3 protein-coding genes are annotated in these 20,359 nt (G+C 47.9%); all 3 read right to left on the bottom strand.

Going from position 1 to position 20,359, the window contains the following annotated elements:
- Positions 1-48 precede the first annotated feature (48 nt).
- The 3 genes from ACOJUN_RS25475 to ACOJUN_RS25465 all read right to left on the bottom strand — a co-directional run bounded on the left by ACOJUN_RS25475 (position 49) and on the right by ACOJUN_RS25465 (position 20,248).
- Entirely contained in the window at positions 49-6,864 is a 6,816-nt protein-coding gene (locus tag ACOJUN_RS25475) for a hypothetical protein (RefSeq protein WP_422134634.1), read from the bottom strand.
- An 88-nt stretch (positions 6,865-6,952) separates the two neighbouring features.
- A complete protein-coding gene (locus tag ACOJUN_RS25470) occupies positions 6,953-12,412 on the bottom strand; it encodes a hypothetical protein (RefSeq protein WP_422134633.1) in 5,460 nt (1,819 codons plus the stop codon).
- A gap of 63 nt (positions 12,413-12,475) precedes the next feature.
- Positions 12,476-20,248, bottom strand: coding sequence for a hypothetical protein (locus tag ACOJUN_RS25465; protein WP_422134632.1), 7,773 nt, complete (start codon positions 20,246-20,248; stop codon positions 12,476-12,478).
- Positions 20,249-20,359: the final 111 nt, after the last annotated feature.

Here is a 20,359-nt window from a genome sequence, read left to right as displayed (position 1 = left end):
CCACTTGTCATCAGTTTCGAGCTCGCCTGAGGTGGTCGATATAAAGCTTTATTGAGATGCGTTTCTCTTACCATGAACAGGCGCCTTCTTGTCATCGCCCTGTTGCCAATTGTAGAAGGTGCCCAGAGTGTAGGAGTAAGGAATACTTTCTGCATGGGAAAACGACCATTTAGGCACATTTTCCCTGAAGTATTTCTCCCAGCCATTCTCAAACAGTTTCATGGTGCGATCACGGCGTTCACGAAACTGCAGATAATTTTCATGTCGAGTCCAGCCGAACATCGTGTTGTTTGCTTTAACACGGTTTGCGTATTCTTCATCGGTTTCAGTGAAGCGTTGAGGAGAGGCAACAGCCGTACGTTGCAAATATTCATCGTGCGTTTCACCCACGCCCCGCCAGCGATTAATCTTGTCGAGACCTCGGCCCAAGGGTCCACCCAGCCATTGAGTGAGCATCTTGTTGTCGTTCATAAAGAAGTCGAAAGTGAGACTCGACGCCAGTGCAATTCCTAACGCTTGAACGTAGGTAATTCCGAATATAAGACCATGAGCGTATGCTCCAACAGTGGAAACCGGGCCCAGAACCAGACCGGCTGTGGCGGAGGCCAGCGTTTTCACTGTTTGTGGTGTTACCCTGTGCAGCAGGGGTACCTGAACCCCCTGTCCGGAACCTATGGATTTCACTATTTCGGGCACCAGACGGGAAATACTGCGATACATATGCGGGTTGGCATGGCACTGTCTGGTGAACAACCTGGAGCCGATTGTCAACAGTATGACTGAAGAAGCAGTCCTGCCATACGGCATGTACAGCCCGCCGAGCACTTCAGAGACTTTTTCAACTCCGCCGTGGTAGGCATATTGGCCGGTTCGGTCAAGATCAATACCGTAGTGTTCCAACCAGTGCTGAAAAGGTATGATCATTCTGTGCGTGTAATCACCCCTGTTAGTGAGATCCAGAATGTAGAGATCCACCGTGCTTAACAAGGACGCTTTGGCAGCTTTCCAGGCCCCAGTCACTGCCAGTAGTGGTTTGTAGCTGGTGTAGTACCAGGTGACAGCTTGTACCAGAGAGGCTGAAGGTTTGACCCAGTAATCCATTAGCTGGTACTCAACCGCAGCGGCGTGAGCCTGCATCAATACGCTATGGATAATCTTTATCAGGTCTGACTCAAACAGGTCAGCAGCATTGACGTAAGGTGTCAGGGTATCCTGAATATTGGCCAGATAGGCTGCCGTCCTGCGGCCATTTTCAAAGGCAATATCATCAAGTATGTAGTTGGCGACGACAGCGGTGGCATACTCTTTCATGCCGGCAACAGACTCTTTCATCGCTACCGGACCAGTTGCGATCGTGGGCACAGGTGTAAAGGCACTTTTCATAAATTCCTCAACACCCTTGTCGGACAGCATCCGGACAACCATTTTAAACTGATGCACATGGACGCCTTGTCTACAGCCAATGAAGTGTTCAAATTCGTTCCCTGTCAGATAACCATCAATACTTCTGCTGATCTTCATATAGTTCTCAAGTTCAACCTTGCTGATCAGACCCTCCCGTAGCAGAGCTATGATCTTGTTACCACTGACCGAATGGCTGGCGAAGTATTCCGAGAAGCCTTTCAAATTCTCTGTTTCGTACCCGAAGTGTTGAATGCCTGTTGAGCCTATGCGTTTAATGACATCGTCGTAATGTTGAGCCCCTGTTTCCATCTCATTCCTGGCTCTGAAAACCAGATACTCGAGTTCTTCCAGCGCATCCACAGGCTGATTTTCCAGAGGCTTGTAAAGGCTTACCGGGAAGTCCCTCTGCAAAATCCTGAAGACTTCCACAATCTGACTGGCCTGCTCAAACGTCAGTCTGTCTCCGACCAATGCCTGTAAGCGAATGGGTGCAAATTCATCGTCAAAATGGAAAGTTGTAAGGAAAGGTGTTCCGTACTCTATTGCTGCTTCTGTCAGGCCAAATGCAGCCTCCAGGGCTTGTTTTTTGAGAGGGTGCTGCTGCATGAATTCGAGGATAGCGTCCAAAACTTTTACTTGTCTCGGCGTGTGTTGGAAGGGAGCGCGATAATTATCGACGGCTTCCTGAGCAGTCTTCAGGTTTTCCGTCATTTTCTTAATGTCTGCTTTCCAGGCTTCTCTCTCAAATGTCAGACGGGCCTTTTCCTGAATCAGTTGCTGAATCTTGCAGCCATGACCATCATTACCACCCAGTTCTACCCTTTTGATTCTAAGGGCATTAACCCTTTTTCTGATGTCACTGGTGCCTGGTTTGAGACCCACGGCTTCTTCAGTGGTTTTAATATCCGCTTCATGAGCCTCCAGAACTTCCAAAGCTTTTGCTGCAGCGTCACTTTTCTTCTTCAGGACTGCATTCAGCGGTTCAATTTCGTTCTCAGTCTCCTCTCTACTATGATCCGGATTCTTCAACGCAATACTCTTTTGAAATTCTGCTAATGCCGCGTCCATACTTTCTCGGTCATGCTTATCCAGGAATTCCCTGACCTGAGGTTTGTTTCTCAGGGCATTAACCCGTTTTCTGTTCTCAGTAAAGTCTGGTTCAGGACCCTGGGCATCTTCAGTGGCTTTAATCTCTGCCTCATGAGCCTCCGGGGTTTTCAATGTTTCTGGTTCAGTGTCACTTTTTTGTTCCGGGGCTGTCTTCGGCAGTGCCATTTTGTTTTCAAGTCCGGTTTTAGCCTTTTGATCTGCGTCTCCGAAACGGTTAATCCCCTCCTTTTTAAGATCCAGATTCTCTTGTGCACTAATTTTTTGCAACAATGCAAATGCTGCGTCCTTAGCTTTTCTGTCATGCTCATGGAGGAATTCTTTGGCCTGAGAATATTTTTTCCTGGTTAAAGACAGTTCACCCAATGCTTCATCGGCTGCATTGATTTCGTCCCAATCATGAGCCTCTGCAGAGGCGGAAATGGCAATAATGTAGTCAGCTTTTAGCGGTGATCCCGGGCCGCCTTTTATCCGGATGTTCAGAGCTTTTGCGACAGCTCCCAGTTGCTCAACGATTTCATCTCGTCTATCTGCACCTTGCTCCCCCATGAAATGTCTGATGTCGTCTACTCGTTCTTCAGGGGTTTGCTCATCACCCACAGGCAGACCCAGTTCGGTCTGAATTTGTTTCATGGCCTGATTGAAAGCTCTGTCGTCTTCATCCGAGATGGGTTCAACGTCATCACGACTCACAAAAACGACTTGTTTGTGACCAATAGCATTCAGTTTGCGATTAACATCTGCCAGTTCACTTTCAGCTTCTTCCAGTCCTCGTCTGGCTTTAGCCAGACAACGATCAAGCACGAATCGGGGCTTGGATCCCTGAGGAGCCATTCGCCTGTCAAGCTCATCTTCAATGGCGGCGATACGTTCACCAATATCAGGCTGGCCCGCTACAATGACGTCTTTGTCCAGCTGTTGGAGTTTTGCATCAATCAGACTGTTTTGGTCGGCTATAGTGGCATCATCCTGATAGTCTTCAATGTTAAGTCGATGAGCAATTCTATGGTTATAGACTCTCTTGATAGATTCATCATTTTTATCTTTAACGGCTGTGTTTACTTTATTCCGTACTACCTTAATTCTGCGTCTCAGATCATACTGATGGTCAGACAGGCTGGCACCTGCAGCAAACTTTACCTCTAGAATACTGGCCAGTTTAGTTGTCAAAGTTCTGCCTCTTTCTTTAGCGGCAGGGTTTTCATAAGGATCGATATTTAGCTCATCCTCCACAGTGGCAAGATATTCTGCCTGTTTTTCTCTGGCTCGTTGCTGCGATTCTTCGACTTTAAAGGTAAGACGCTCACGAAACCTGCCGAGTCTGATATCCCTCTCTGCCGGATCCTCCTGAGCAGTGCTGTCAGCTTCCCAAAACAGGATCTTGTCCATCTCGTCCAGCTCATAGGGCGTGATATCACCACCATCATCAAGCCTTGTACGAAGCCTTTGAAGTCTTACTGCTTTGTCATCCCCTTCATTGATTTTGATGTTGAATAAACTTTCCAGGTTTTCCAGTACGATCAGGGCTTCTTCCTCTGAATGCTTTCTGGCTTCTCTGATGTATTTCTTGATGTCTTCAGAAATGACCATGCTATGGAAATACAAATCTTTTTCTTCACCGAGGCGCTTCTGCAAAGCCATTTTTAAAGCTCCCAGCTCTCTGATGACTTCAGGCCTGGCTTTGGAAGGGGGCGGTCTCCTGGTGTCGTCCAGTTGTTCTTTAGAATTTGTAGGACTGTAGGAACGGCCATGTATTCCTTCTATCAGCGTGTCGCGTTGTTCTATTGTGCTTTCTTCATCCATTGGAACGGGTAAATCTTTTGCCACAGCATCTTGCTTGACTTTGACGTCATCTTCTTGCGAACTGTATTTGGTATCGGGTTTCCGAATACTCCAAAGCAGCTTTTCCAGATATTCGTCGATTGCAGCATTCATTGATTGAAATCTGTTAAACAGTTGATCTTGTTCAACATTCATTTCATCAAGACGCTTTAATGCAGCATTCAGTGACTTAAATCTGTGAAACAGCCGCTTTTGTTGAGAGTCAATGTCTGCATTGCTATCAAAATCCTTAATGTTTAAATGTCTGGCAGTGGCTGCATTGAAGGCTTTGATTTCAGCTTCTTTTTTAGCATCTGTTCTGGCGCCCTGTTGCGGAAAAGAATGTTCCTGGTCGAGCGGAACTGTCGACTGCTTGAGGCACTGCTCAATGGCCTGATAAATGGCATATTGACGGCCTATCAGGTCATCATTGTTTTTCGGAGCCAGACCCAGCACTCTTTCAACGATACCCATTTTCTCAAGGAGCACCTCATGGTTCTGTTCTGCGTATTTATGAAATTGTCTTTGAATGAACTCAAAGTGGGCAGCCGGATCCTTTTCAGTGACCAGAAAAATACCAAGCCGTAATTCCAGGGCCGCCAGTATTTCTTTGGGAGAATCTCCCACAGGCGGATCCATTGAGGCCGTCAGCCTGAAGACTTCATCAATTTTTTTTCTGATCAGTCTGACTTGTTCTTTGAGTGGCTTGCTAGTATCCCAGTCATCAATACCAAGATCGTCTGCCAGTTCAGCGTTGAATGCTTTTTTGGCATTTGCTCTGACAGCTGCGATATCTGCTCTGGTATCACGTACGCGTTGTTCCAGCTTTGGAATTCCTCTGACTTCCTGCTGAAGTTTCTGTGACTGGTTTTGCAGTCCTCTCATCAGGTTACGAACCTCTAAAAACTCATCCTCAACTTGTTTCCTGCGTTGAAGAAGTCTGACTTTACTCTTTACATCATCAGAGACTCTGTTCCTTATGAGCATTAACTCCTTTTCAAGCTGGATGAGTCTGACTTCTTTTACCTGCTGCTGCTCTTCCAGCTCGCTTTCTATCTTATTCAGCTGTCTGGCCATGTCGTCTGTGACTTTGGAAGCAAACTTTCTGTTGTCTTCAAAGACATCGGCCTGCACTTCGTTGATACGGCTTATAATGGTTGTTACTTCCTGAATATTCTGAATAAAGAGCTGACTGGTCAGAAAATTTTTAATGGCGGGTTTGAAACCGAAGTGTTTTACGAGTTGACTGTGCATCCAGGTTGGCGTGACCATTGACGAAGCCAATCTGATGTGTCCTGATGCGAATTCAAAGTTATCTGTTTTTTCCGGAGTAGCACTGCTTAATGCCTGCTGGAGAGATTCATAGTATGCAAGCGTAATCAGTTTTGCTCTGCCAGGCTCACTATTGAGCTGAACAGCTATCTCCTCCAGCAATGCCATTTGCCTGCTTCGAATGACGTACTGGTAACTTTTGACCTTATCTTTTTCTACCTGAGCTGTTGCCGGAGGAATGCTGTTGTCAGTGATGTCTTTTTGAAGGAGGTTATAGAGGCTTTCCACAAAAGCGATGTCAGTCGGATTCTGCTTCTGACTATGGAAAACAATAGCTTCCCCCGGAGCCTGTTTCACTTCCAGCTTTGGATAACCAGCGGGCACAGGATAAGCCTGTGAGTCATCCTCAATGTATACAACGTAGCCGATGGGTTTATGGTAGGACAACAGATCATTCAGGGCTTCCTGTTGTAAATCCTTCCCCAGAAGATGAACCTGGGTATAGGCAGATGTGGCGGCTGCGAAAAGAGCTTCATCATTGACAAAGAGCGATTGACCCAGGCGTTGCAGATCCGGGGGCTGATCGTCGGTTGCGATAAGACGCATGAAGGTACGCCCGTCAACTTTAACTTCGTCTACTTCAATAGTGGCAAGGGCAACGTAATTATCAACTTCGCCAAGGTTTCCTATACTTCCACTGACGCCTTTCAGTACTGCGGTTAGTAGTTCGGGGCTGGCAACTTTTGTTAAGGGTTCTAATGGTTGGGTGTCGCCTGATTGAGTTAAAATAGCTTCAATTAAATTCTGATCGGTCATTTCGTTTCTGACTTCAATGACCAGTTCCTTTTTGGCAAGGTTATGGGTAAACCTGAAGACCCCCTCATTACCTACCTTGAGGACTTTGGTGTATTTGCGGGCAACGTCATTCTCGTCTGTTTCAAACAGATCAACACTGGAAACACCTCCCTCGATGCCAGAAAGGACGTCCGTGAAGCCTTGAGAAGGAACCTCGTAGCCTGCTCTGGTTTGAGTCAGATAAGTGTAGGTGGTTGTGAAGGATTTGGGTATGGGTTGTCGGTCATCACCTAAGGTTGGCTGAACCATGACCTCGCTCTGGGTATACTCTACGTGTACACTGTCCAGAATATCGACAGACTTTATTAGCAGCCTGCGATCACCCAGTGCCTGGCTGGCAATGATGGAAGAGCTGATTGCAACGGCCACAGCCAGGCTTAATACATTGAGGCGAGCACTTGTCATTCTACTACCTCAGAGCTAAGTATTTTTAGCACTGTGAAAAGTGACTGGCACAACAGGTGGGGAAGCGGCTGCTAATCCCTTATGGCTGTCAATCGCTTATTTTCTGTTCATCGCCCTGTTGCAAATTGTAGAAGGCACCCAGAGTGTAGGAGTAAGGAATACTTTCTGCATGGGAAAACGACCATTTAGGCACATTTTTCTTGAAGTAATTCTCCCAGCCATTCTCAAACAGTTTCATGGTACGATCACGACGTTCACGGAACTGCAGGTAATTTTCGTGTCGAGTCCAGCCATGCATCATGTCATTTTCTTTAACACGGTTTGCGTACTCTTCATCGTTTTCACTGAAACCTTGAGGTGAGGCAATAGCCGTACGTTTCAAATATTCAGCGTCCGTTTCACCCACGCCCCGCCAGCGGTTAATCTTGTCGAGACCTCGGCCCAGAGGTCCACCCAGCCATTGAGTAAGCATCCTGTTGTCGTTCATGAAGAAGTCGAAAGTGAGACTCGACGCCAGAGCAAACCCGAATGCCTGAGCATAGGTGAACCAGGAGACAAGACCATGAGCGTATGCTCCGACAGTGGCTACCGGACCCAGCACCAGACCGGCAGTAGCCGAGGCCAGAGTTTTCACTTTTTGTGGTGTCAGACTGTGCAGCAGCGGTACCTGAACCCCTTGTCCGGAACCCATGGATTTCATTATTTCCGGTACCAGACGGGAAATGCTGCGATACCTGTGCGGGCTGGCGTTGTATTGTCTGGCAAACAGCATGGAGCCGGTTTTCAGCAGAATGACTGAGGAAGCCGCCTTGCCCAATGGCATGGCCAGCCGCCCGGCCGCTTCAGAGAATTTTTCAATTCCGCTGTGGTAGGCATATTGCCCGGTTCGATCAGGATCAACACCGTAAAGTTCCAACCAGTGCTGAAAAGGTGTGAGCATTCTGTGGGCGTAATCACCCCTGTTGGTCAGATCCAGAAGATAGAGTAACAACATGTTTGAGAAGGACAGCTCGGCAGCCTGCCATACGTCATGGGTCACCAATAGTGGCTTGTGGCTGGAGTAGTACCAGGTCACAGCCTGTACCAGAAAGGCTGAAGGTTTGAGCCAGTAATCATTGAGCTGTTGCTCGACCGCTGTGGCATGAGCCTGTAACAATGTGCCATGAATGGCTTTGATCAGTTCTGATTCAGATATTCCGGCAGCATGGGCGTAAGGTGTCAGGGTATCCTGAACATTGGCCAGAAATGCTGCCGTCCTGCGGCTGTTTTCAAAGGCAATATCATCAAGCACGTAGTTGGTGATGACAGCAGCGGCATACTCTTTCATGCCGACAACCGACTCTTTCATAGCGGCCGGGCCAGTTGCAGTCACGGACGCTGGTGTAAAGGCACTCAGCATGAATTTCTCAGCACCCTGGTCGGACAGCATCCGGACAGCGGCTTTGAAGTGAGGCACATTGACGCCGTGTCTGTAGCCAAGGAAATGTTCAAATTCGTCCACTGTCTGATAACCATCGACATCTCTGACGACCTTTATGTAGTTCTCAAGTTCAGCCTTGCTGAGCAGACCTTCATGTAGCAAAGTGATTATCTTGTTGCCACTGGCAGAATGGCTAGCGAAGTATTCCGGGAAGCTTTTCAGATCCTCCGGTTCAGGATCTTCGCTGTGAATACCTGCTAAGCCTATACCGTGAATTTCGTTGTCGTATTCTTGTGCCCCATTTCCTGTCTCATCCCATGCCCGGTGCGCCAGAGAGTTGACTTCTTTGATGGCATTCCGGGGTTGCTCGGGAGTGGTTTCCGGGAAGGTTGTCGTCTTCAGTCTCTTGAAAACTTCTACAATCCGGCTGGCCTGTTTAAACGTCAGTTTGTCTCCGACCCCTGCCTGCAAGCGAATCGGTGCAAACTCATCGTCAAAATCGAAAGTGACAAGGCCAGGTAATGCCTTACCGCTTTCTTTTGCTGCTTTTCTCAGGCCAATAGCGGCTTCCAGAGCCTGTTTTATGAGAGGGTGCTGCTGTGTGAGTTTGTGAATGTCCTTCAGAACTTTTGCCTGTTCCAGCGTGAACTGGAAGGGACCGCCGTCACTTTCGATGGCTTTCTCTGTTGCCATCAGGACTCGTTTCATTCTCTCAATATCTGCTTTCCTGGTTTCAATCTCGTCCTCCAGACGGGCCTGTTCCCGCTCTGGGAGGGTTTGCACTTTACCAGACAGATTCAACTCGCTCTGAAGTGCCTTAATGCTTCGTATACTGTCATTGTCGTCTTTATTGTTACTAAGCCTGTTTAGTCTGCAATGAACATCTGCCAGCTCGCTTTCGGCTTTTGCTATCATTCGTCTGGCTCTGCCTGCATCACTGTCAAGAATGTATCGGGGTTTAGGTCCCAGACGAGCCACTTGCCTGTCAAGCTCTTCATCAATGGCTGCCAGACGCTCATTAACGTCAGGCTGACCGGCTTTGAAAACTTCTTCATCCAGCTGTTGGAGCTTTGCTCTAATTAAACGGTTCTGGTCGTCGATGCTGGCATCATCCTCATAATCTATAACCTTGAGTTGATGTGCAATGTTATTGTTCCAGGCTCTCCTGGCATCTTCATCTTCATGGACTTCAAGCAGTTCATCCCGTAATTCCTGAATTCTGCCTCCCAGAGCATACTGCCGGTCAGTCAGTTGTGCATCGTCTTCAAATCCTATATTCAGATCACTGGCCAGTTTGTCTGTTAAACTTTTGCCTCTCCCTCTGGCAGCAGGGTTTTCATAAGGGGCGATATTTAACTGGTCCTCCAGAACGATAAGATGACCTGCCTGTCGTATTCTGGCCCGCTGATCCGGTTCTTCAACAACATACCTGAGGCGATGACGAATGCTGTTGAGCTTGATTTTTATCTCTTCTGGATTCCCCTCCAGATCTCTCCAGCCTGGCCCGCCAGCTTCCCAGAGTATCCTTCGCATTTCATCCAGCTCAAAATTTGAAACATGACGGGCATCAAGTCTTGCAAGAAGCCTTTCCAGTCTTGCTGCTTTGTAATCACTTACATTGACTTTGATGTTGAGTAATATTTCCAGGCCGTGCAGTGCGTTCAGGGCCTCTTCCTCTGACCGCTTTCTGGCTTCTCTGATGTGTAGATGCATTTTTTCAGAAAGGGACTGACGAAGGTCATAGACATTCTCCTTTTCTCTGAAATGGAAATAATTCTTTCCCTCCAGACCTGTTAACGTCGCAAGAAGTGTCTCCAATACTTCAGGCATGACTTCGGGATGGCCTGGTGTTTTGATGTCTTCCAGTTCTGTTTCCAGCTCTGAAAGCTCGAAGAGCATGTCATTTACCTTTGATTCCAGGCTGGCACGGTCCTCCAGGAGGGGATCTTCACCCGGATTGATCCCAAGAACCTCTGCCAGAGCGTCTTTTCTGGCCCTGGTGTAAAAAGCTTCCCTATGGAGTAGGTTTCCCATTGCGCTAAGTTGTTCGCGCAGACTTTCTTCCTGAGCACTCATTGCCTTAAGTTGCTGACGCAGAGTTTCTCCCTGAACATTCATTGTCTTAAGTTTTTGAATCAGGCGTTCTTGTTGAACTTCAACATCTGCATCGCTATCAAAATCCTGAATGTTTAAATACCTGGCAACGGTTGCACAGAGGGCTTTGATGTCAGCGTCATTTTCAGACTCTGTAATGCTGCTCACTTGCGTGTCCATTTTGTTATCAGGGACCAGACCAAGCTGACCTTCAAAAAAGATAGCCAGTTTATGCTGGACTGGCCCATGGATTAGTCCTTCATTTTGATGCAGGTATTGTTGGATACCCTGATAGCGTAAATCCAGATCGTTTTCATTGTCAGGAGTGATTTCGAGTGTGTTCTCAAGATCCGTCAGTATTTCTTTTATAGCTTTTTTCCGAGACTTTCCTGTTGCAGGAACCGGTCGCATTTTCTTTCTGATGAGCCTGGCTTTTTCTTCGGGGGGTTGGATATCGTTCCAGTCATCAATACCAGGCTCTGCTGCCATTGCGCGAAGCAATTTTTTGTTTGGCTTACGTATTTCGGGTTGTTTTGCCCTAAGCTCCTCCAGTTTGTTGTAAATTTCAAGCAGCTGTCTGTCCTTGTTGTTCATGACTTCGGAAGTAAACTCTTCGTATTCCTCGGGAATCCTTGTTCGATTGATATCGGCGAGAAAGGTTGTGATCTCCTGAATTTTCTCAACAAAGTGCGGATTATTCAGAAGATTTCTGAGTCTGGGTTTGAAGCGGAAGTGTTTTGCGAGTTGAATTTGCAGCCAGCTTGGCGTGGTGACCGAGGCAGCGACTCTGATATGTCCTAATGTCAATTCAAATTCATCTGCCTTGTCTGGAGTAGCAATGATCAATGCCTGCAGAAGAGATTCATAGTACGCAAGCATCTCCGGTTGATATGCATCAAATTTAATATCCTGATATGCAGCTAATTCCTCCAGCATTTGCATCTGCCTACTTCGAATGGAGTACTGGTAGCTTCTGAGCTTGTCTTTTTTAACCAGTGTTGTTATCGCAGGATCGGGGTCATCGCCGAGATATTTCTCCCAGGTGTAAAAGAGAGTTTCCGCAAGAGCTATGTCGGCTGGATTCTGTTTCTGACCACGGAAAACAATCATCTTTTCCGAAATCTCAGCCACTTCCAGTGTTGGATAAAGTTCAGGTACATGATATGCCTGAGTGTCATCCTCAACGTATACAACATAGCCGACGGGTTTATGATCAAACAACAGATCCTGCAGGACCTGCTGTTGTATATCTCCCCCCAGAACATGAACCTGGGTATAGGCAGAGGTGGCTGCTGCAAAAAGCGCCTCATCATTGACAAAGAGCGATTGTCCCAGGCGTTTAAGTTCAGGAGGCTGATCGCCTGCAGCAATAAGACGCATGAAGGTGCGCCCGTTTACTGCAACCTTTTTTACTTCAACGGTGGCAAGGGCAACATAGTGATCAGCTTCGCCAAGACTTCCTGCTCTTTCGTTGGCACCTTTGAGCACTCCGGCCAGTTGTTCGGGATTGGCAATATTTGTAAAAGGGTCTAATGGTTGAATGTCACCTGATTGAGCACGAACAGCCGCAATTGAATTCTGATCGGTCATTCCTTTTCTGACTTCAATGACCAGTTTATCCTCTGCAAGGTTATGGGAGAACCTGAAGACACCCTCATCGCCGACCTTGAGAACTTTGGTGTACTTCTGAGCAACGTCATTCTCGCCGGTTGCAAACAGGTCAACGCTGGTAACGCCACCCTCGATGCCAGAAAGAATGTCTGTGAAGCCTTCAGAAGGTACGTCGAAGCCCGCTCTGACTTCTGTCTGATCAGGGTAGGTGGTGGTAAAGGATTTGGGAATGGGCTGCTGGTCATCACCTGGAGTTGGCTGAACCAGGACCTCACTCTGGATAAACTCCACATGTTCACTGCCCGAAATATCCACAGATCTTGTCTGCAGCCTGCGATCGGCCAGTGTCTGTGTACTAATGATGGAAGAGCTGATTGCAACGGCCACTGTAAGGCTTAATGCATTGGGGCGAGCATTTGTCATTCTAAAACCATAGAGCTGAGTATTTTTATTACCGTGAAGAGTGATTGTCACAACCGGCGGGTTTTAATTAAGTGAGTCTGCTGAGGCAGCAGGTAGAAAGCTTGATTGACGGGCATTTGTCTTTTCACCAGCAGGTGCTTTCTTATTATTGCCCTGTTGCCAGTCGTAGAAGGTTCCGAGAGTGTAAATGTAAGGAATACTTTCTGCATGGGAGAATGACCATTTGGGCAAATTTTCCCTGAAGTATTTCTCCCAGCCATTCTCAAACAGTTTCATGGTGCGATCCCGGCGTTCGCGGAACTGCAGGTAATTCTCGTGTCGCGTCCAGCCATACAGGGTGTTATTTGCTTTAACGAGGTTTGCATAGGCTTCATCGGTTTCATCGGAGTGTTGGGGTCTGGCAATAGTCGTACGTTTCACATAGTCGTCTGTCGTTTCCCCTACGCCTGTCCAGCGATTAATCTTGTCAAGACTGCGGCCCAGAGGACCACCCAGCCATTGAGTGAGCATCTTGTTGTCGTTCATAAAGAAGTCGAAAGTGAGGCTCGACGCCAGAGCGAATCCGAAGCTCTGAGCGTAGGTAAACCCGGATATCAGACCCTGGGCGTATGCTCCGACAGTGGCTACCGGACCCAGCACCAGACTGGCTGTGACAGAGGCCAGAGTTTTCACTTTTTGTGGTGTCACCCTGTGCAGCAGCGGCACCTGAACTCCCTGTCCTGAACCCATGGATTTCACTATTTCCGGCACCAGACGGGAAATGCTGCGATACATTTGAGGATTAGCGCTGTGCTGCCGGGCAAATAACATAGAGCCGGTTCTCAGCAGAATGACTGAGGAAGCGGCCTTGCCCAATGGCATGGCCAGCCCGCCCACTTCAGAGATTTGTTCAATGCCACTGTGATAGGCATATTGGCCGGTTCGCTCAGGATCAATGCCGTAATGTTGCAACCAGCGCTGGAAAGGTATGAGCATTCTGTGCAGGTAATCACCCCGGTTGGTCAGATCCAGAAGGTAGAGGTACGACATACCTGAGAGAGACAGTTTGGCAGCATTCCGGCTGTCAGTGGTGGTCAGCAGCGGTTTGTAGCTGGAGTAGTACCAGGTGACAGCCTGTACCAGGGAGGCAGAAGGTTTGACCCAGAAATCCGACAGTTGCCGTTCAACTGCGGCGGCATGAGCCTGCTTCAACGTACCATGGACCACCTTGATCAGGTCTGATTCAGACAGGCCAGCAGCATTGGCATAAGGTGTCAGGGTGTCCTGAACATTGGTCAGGAATGCTGCCGTCCTGCGGCCGTTGTCAAAGGCAATATCATCAAGCACGTAATTGGCGATGACAGCAGCGGCGTATTCTTTCATGCCGGCAACAGATTCTTTCATACCCGCCGGACCAGTTGCTGTTATGCCCACAGGAGTAATGGCACTCTGCATGAATTTCTCAACCCCCTTGTCAGACAGCATCTGGACAACGGCTTTGAAGTGGGGCACATTGACGCCGTGTTTGTAGCCAAGGAAGTGTTCAAATTCAGCCACTGTCGGATAACCTTCGACAAATCTGACGGCTTTTATATAGTTCTCAAGTTCAACTTTACTGATCAGACCTTCCTGCAGCAGGGCTATGATCTTGTTGCCACTGGCAGAACGGGTATTGAGGTATTCCGAGAAGCCTTTCAGGTCCCCTGATTCATGTTGGACGTAGTGACTATCTGCTGAGCCCATGTCACGAATTTCTTCGTCGTATTCCTGTGCTCCTGTTTCTATCTCTTGCCTGGACAATTGCACAAGCCTGTGGACTTCTTCCAGGACATTCAGGGTCCGATATCCTGCAGGCTCGTCAGGGCTTTGCGGAAAGCTGGTTTTCAGATTCCTGAAGACCTCCACAATCTGGCGGGTCTCATCAAAGGTCAGAGCGTCTCCGGCCATTGCCTGCAAACGAATGGGTGCAAATTCATCGTCAAAATCGAAAGCCGTAAGGAGTGGCATTGGTTTACCGCTCAGGGTTGTTGCCTCTGCCAGAACCATTGCAGCTTCCAGGGCTTGTTTTTTGAGAGGGTTTTGCGTGAATCTTTGGATAGCGTCCAGAACTTTTACCTGTTCCGGCGTGTATTGAAAGGGCCTGTCATCATTGTTGACGGCTTCTTCGGCAGCCTCCAGGACTTTTTTCAGTCTCTCTATGTCTGCTTTCCTAACTTTAATCTCAGCTTTCAGACGACCATGACGGACCAGTTCCTGAATCGGTTGTCGGATCCTGCGGTCGTTAACGCCCAGTTGTCTCTGTGTGTTTCTGAGGGCATTAATCCGTTGTTCATGGGTGCCAGAGGGGGCTGGTTTAAGGCCCAGGGCTTCTTCAGTGGCGTCAAGAGTCGCTTCATGATGATCTGCCAGAGCTTTTTCTGCTTCTGATACAGCTTCTCTTTTCTGATCCAGGGCTGAACTCAGCAGATCCCACTCGAGCTTATTTGAGCTTGTCGATTGCTCATTAATGTTTTCAGATTCGAACATCTCCGGTTCTTTAGGAACGGTATTCGCTCGCGCAAAAATCTCCTGCTCTTTACGAACCAGATTCTTTCGCGCAACAGCTTCTTCAGTGATTGCCTCGGCTAAATCCTTACTTTTCCTGTCGTGCTCACGCAGGAATTCTGTGACCTGGGCGAACTTTTTCCCGGTTAAAGGCAATCCATCCCGCGCTTCATCGATTTCATCGGTTGTGTCCCGGCCATGACTATCTGAATTGTATTCAATAGACATAATGCATTCACCTTCTCCCACTGATTCGGGGTTGGGATGCATCTGGATGTTCAGATGGGTTCTGACTCTCAGTTCCTTCAGGACTTCATCTCGTATTTCTGCACTCTGTTCCAGCAGGAAATTCTCGATCATGAGTAATCGATCTGCATCGGTTTGCTCGTCACCTGCAGGCAGACCCAGCTCAATCTGAATCTTTTTTACCGGCTGATTGTCAGCCGGGTCATCTTCATCCGAGGGATGTTGGAGGTCTGCAGGGCTCTGTGCAGATAGCCATTGTTTGCGACCCATAGCATCCAGTTTGCGATGAGCTGTCTCCAGCTCACTTTCGGCTGCTTTCAGTGCTCGCCTGGCTCCGGCTACTTCACGATCAAGAACGTATCGGGGCTTGGGCCCCAGGCGGGCCATTTGCCTGTCAAGCTCATCCTCAATGGCGGAGATACGCTCATTAACATCAGGTTGACCCGCTTTGAAAACTTCTTCATCCAGCCATTGAAGTTTTGCATTAATCAGGCCGTTCTGGTCGTCGATTCTTTCATGCCCTTTATAGTCCCAGATGTTGAGTTGATGAGCTATTTGATTGTTCCGGATTCTTTTCACAGCTTCATCGTCATAGACTTCGTTGACTTCATCCCGAATTGCCTGAATTCTGGCTGTTAAAGCATCCTTCAGGTCAGACAGGCTGACGTCGTGTTCAAACTTTACCTGCAGAACACTGGCCAGTTCAGTAGTAAAAACCTTGCCCCTTTCTCTGGCAGCAATGTATACAGAAGGGTATATCTCCAGATTGTACTCTACGGCTGCAAGCAAACGATTTTGTTGTTCCCTGGCACGCTGATCCACTTCTTCGACTTTATAGGTCAGACGCCTGGCAATCAGATCAAGCCATTCTTGCCTTCCTTTTTTCTCATCAGGAAGAGTAATACTTTTGTGAGGGCTCTCGACCACGGGTTTGAAGTTTTTCATCATCACCAATGTGTCGTCTTGCCAGAGAATGTTAACGATCTCATCCAGCATCTGTTTTGAGACGTCATCGCCAAGCCTTGCATGAACCCTGACAAGTCTTTCTGCTTTGCCATCATCTTCATTGACATTGATGTCGAAAACCTGTTCTACGGCTGCCAGTAGACTCAGAGCCTCTTCCTCTGCCCGCTGTCTGGCGTCTGCGATCTGTGACTTGATGTCGTCAGAAATGGCCCGGCGGCGTTGATACTGATCCTGCTCTTCACTGGGGGGATTCATCTCCAGGGCTTTTTCCACGGCAAGCAGCTTCCCAAGCACCACAGGCGTGGCTTTGGGGTGGCCTGGTGTTCTGATGTCATCCAGTTCTTTTTCCAGATCTCTAAGCCTGAAGAGTTTGGAGCGTATTGTTAACTCCAGGCCGGCGCGATCTTTCAGTGTCTTGTCTTCAGTCAGATCAACACCAGGAACCGCTGCCAGAGCATTTTTTCTGGCCATGGTATAGGAATTCTCTGAATCCTGTTCCAAGGCCATTATATAAAGTTGTTGACGCTGCCGTTGCAGTTGAGCCTCCATTGTATCAAGCCGTTGAATCAGGCGTTCGTGTTGAGCGTCTTTATCTGTATTGCTATCAAAATTCTCAATGTTTAAATGTGCGGCAATGATTGCATAGCGGGCTTTTATTTCAGCGTCTTTTCCAGTCTCTTTGCTGGTGCTCCCTGGCTGCGGGTGCTGTTGAAGGAACTGATGGCGGGCATCCGGATTGTTTTCATTGTTTGGGGTAATACCGTGTTCGCTTTCAATGGCTACCAGTTTTGCTTTTACGGCGTCTTCGTCGGGTGTTGCGGCTAAGAACGGGTTGACTTCAGCAATTCTTTCTCTGATCAGCCTGGCTTGTTCTTCGGGTGGCTGGGCATCATCCCAGTCATCAATACCAAGCTCTGCTGCCAGTTGCGCGTTGCGAGCTTTTATGGCATCTGCTCTGGCATCTTGAACGAGTTGTTCCAGCTCTGGAGTTTGTCTGGCTTCCTGTTGTTGATCCTGGAAAGGTTGTTGAACAATTTCGGTCGCCTGCTGCTTCAGGTGCTGCGCAATGGCTTGGTGACGGGCATTAAGGTCATCTTTATTTTCCGGAACCAGACCGAGATAATTCTCAAAGATAGTCAGCCTTTCCAATACTTCCTGCTCGGGTCGTATAATGTTTTGTTGCAGCCGTTGTTGAATGAACAGAAGGGTGCGCGGATTGATTTTATTGACCGGAGCAATGCCTCGCCAGCCACCAATAGCCGTTGGTTCTGCGGCTAGAGTTTCTTCATCAGGCTGCCCTGTTGCGGCCATCGATCTGTAAATTTCATTAATTATCTTTTGTATGAGTGTGAATTGTTCGTCCAGTGGCAGGGTATCATCCCAGTCATCAATACCCAGCTTGGCTGCTGTATAAGCGTAGTGAGTTTTTCTGGCAATTTTCCTGACGGTAAGAAGTATCCTTTCCAGGTCGGGAACCTGATCGGCTTGCTGCTGAAGTTTCTGTAACCGGTTTTTCAGTTCTGCGTGCTGCTCAAAGTTTTCCAGAAGCCTCTCGTGACGAGCTTTCAGGTCATCTTCTTTATCCGGGACAATGCCCAGCTGAGCTTCCAGGGCCGCCAGCTCATCTTCATTGACCAAAATAAAGCAATCCTTGTTTCCAATGCCTGCCGTTTTTGCTTTTACAGTTTCTTCATCAGACTGTTCGGTAACCGATGGTTTTATTTCCTGAATTTTATTTCTGATGAGTCTGGCCTGTTCTTCGAGTGGCAGGGCATCATCCCAGTCATCAATACCAAGCTCTGCTGCCAGTTGAGCGTTGCGGGCTTTTATGGCACCTGCTCTGGTATCCCGAACGAGTTGTTCCAGCTCTGGAGTTTGTCTGGCTTCCTGTTGTTGATCCTGGAAGGGTTGTTGAACGATTTCGGTCGCCTGCTGCCTCAGGTGCCGATGAATGGCTTGGTGTCGGGCATTAAGGTCATCTTTGTTTTCCGGAACCAGACCGAGATAATTCTCAAAGATAGTCAGCCTTTCCGATACTTCCTGCTCGGGTCGTATAATGTTTTGTTGCAGCCGTTTTTGAATGAACAGAAGGGTGCGCGGATTGATTTTATTGACCGGAGCAATGCCTCGCCAGCTAGCAATGGCCGTTGGTTCTGCTGTTAGAGTTTCTTCATCAGGCTGTTCTGTTGCGGCCATCGATCTGTATATTTCATTAATTTTCTTTTCTATGAGTGTGAATTGTTCGTTGAGTGGCAGGGTATCATCCCAGTTGTCAATACCAAGCTCTGCAGCCCTTTGAGCGTTAATCGCTTTTGTGGGCTCTGTTCTGATAATATGAACTTGTGTTTCCAGATTCGGGACTTGTCGAACTTCCAGCAGACGTTTCAGCTTCAGATTTTCCAGATCTTCCAGTTCGACATGAAGCTTTGCAAGCTTATCCTCAATTTTCCGATACTGGCATTGTGCTTTCAGTTTTTCCTTTCGACTGACATGGACTTGCTCCAAAGTGTCCTTTAAGTTGTTTCGAATTCCGAGGAGTTTATTTTCTTCTTCCTGCAGCTTGTCCAGTTTCTTTAACAGCTGTTTGGCCATGTCTCCTATGACTTGGGCAGCAAACTTTTTGTCCTTCTCAAGAGGACCCGTCTGCGCATAGTTTATATCTTTGAAAAAGGGTATAAGATTCTGAAGATTCTGAACAAAATGCAGGTTAATCAGAAGATTTCTAAATGCGGGTCTGAAGCCGAAGTGCTCTACCAGTTGAGTTTGCATCCAGGGCGGCGTGATAACCGCCGAAGCAACTCTGATGTGTTCCATTGTGAATTCAAATTTACTGAGATCCGTCGAGCGAGCTGCACCAGCACTCGCTAATGCCTGCTGGAGATATTCGTAGTCAACAAGCGCACGCATTGCCAGTTTATCTTCGTTTGTGAGCGTCATCGGTTGATCTTCGTGAACTTCAGCATCGTGCCGCGCAACAAACTCTTCCAGTATTGTCATTTGCCTGCTTCGAATGACGTACCGGTAGCTTTTGACATCATGTCTTACTACTTTTGCTGCCACTGCAGGGGCGAGGGCGAGGTCATTAGCCTCAGCTTCTTTCCAGAGGTTATAGAGGCTTTCTACAAAAGCGATATCATCCGGTTTCGGCATCTGACCGTGAAAAACGATGACCTCTCCCGGAGCTTCTGTAACTTCCAGCTTTGGATAACCCGCAGGCACGGGATAAACCTTTGCATCATCGTCGGCGTGTACAACATAGCCGACGGGTTTGCTGTGTGCCAAGAGTTCATTAAGCGCCTGCTGTTGTAAATCCTTTCCCGCAACATGAACCTGGTAATAGGCTGAGGTGGCTGCTGCCAGGAGGGCATCGTCGTTGATAAAGAGTGATTGATCCAGCCGCTGTAATTCAGGGGGGTGATCGCCCGAAGCGATAAGACGCATGAAGGTACGTCCGTTCACTGCAACTTTTTCTACCTCAATGGTTGCAAGGGCAACATAGTGATTGCTTGCGCCCAGGTTTCCTGTTCTCTCATAGACAGCTTCCAGTAATCCAACCAGTCCTAAGGGGGCGGCGCTTTTCGTCAAGGGTTCTAATGCTTCAGCATCATCTACCCAATGATATGCACTAACAGCATCAACTGAATCCTGATCGGTCATTCCGGCCCTGACTTCAATGACCAGTTCCGTTTCTTCAAGGTTATGGGTGAACCTGAAGACTCCCTCATTACCTACCTTCAGGATTTTGGTGTATTTCTGAGCAACGTTATTCTCGTCAGTTTCAAACAGATCAACAATGGAAGCGTCGCCATTTAGACCAGAAAGAATTTGTGTAAATGTTAACGAAGGACGGTCAGGGTTTATGCTTATTCTGTCTACAGCAGGGTAGGTGGTCGTAACGGACTTGGGTATTGGCTGCTTGTCATGACCTAAAGTCGGCCGAACCATGATTTCACTATTGGTAAACTCCTTATGCCCATTGACCAGAATATCGATAGATTTGGTCTGCAGCTTCCGATCGGCCAGTGCCTGTGTGCCAATGATGGAAGAGCTTATTACAGCGATTACAGCAAGGCTTAATGCATTGGGGCAAGCATTTGTCATTCGACTACCTCAGGGCTGGTAGATTGATTACCGTGAAAAGTGATTTTCACAGCAGGCAAAGAAGCAACTTAGAATAGACCATGGCTGGCAACCCATACCTTATCTCGCGTG

Source organism: Endozoicomonas sp. ALD040, from assembly GCF_049275945.1.
GTDB lineage: Bacteria > Pseudomonadota > Gammaproteobacteria > Pseudomonadales > Endozoicomonadaceae > Endozoicomonas_A.
Note: the sequence above shows the minus strand (reverse complement) of the source record. Positions and strands in the feature narration are given on the sequence as shown.

Excerpts from the sequence above, each read along its gene's own strand:
- ACOJUN_RS25470 (WP_422134633.1), bottom strand. The coding sequence starts at position 12,412 with ATGACAAATGCTCGCCCCAATGCATTAAGCCTTACAGTGGCCGTTGCA.
- ACOJUN_RS25475 (WP_422134634.1), bottom strand. The coding sequence starts at position 6,864 with ATGACAAGTGCTCGCCTCAATGTATTAAGCCTGGCTGTGGCCGTTGCA.
- ACOJUN_RS25465 (WP_422134632.1), bottom strand. The coding sequence starts at position 20,248 with ATGACAAATGCTTGCCCCAATGCATTAAGCCTTGCTGTAATCGCTGTA.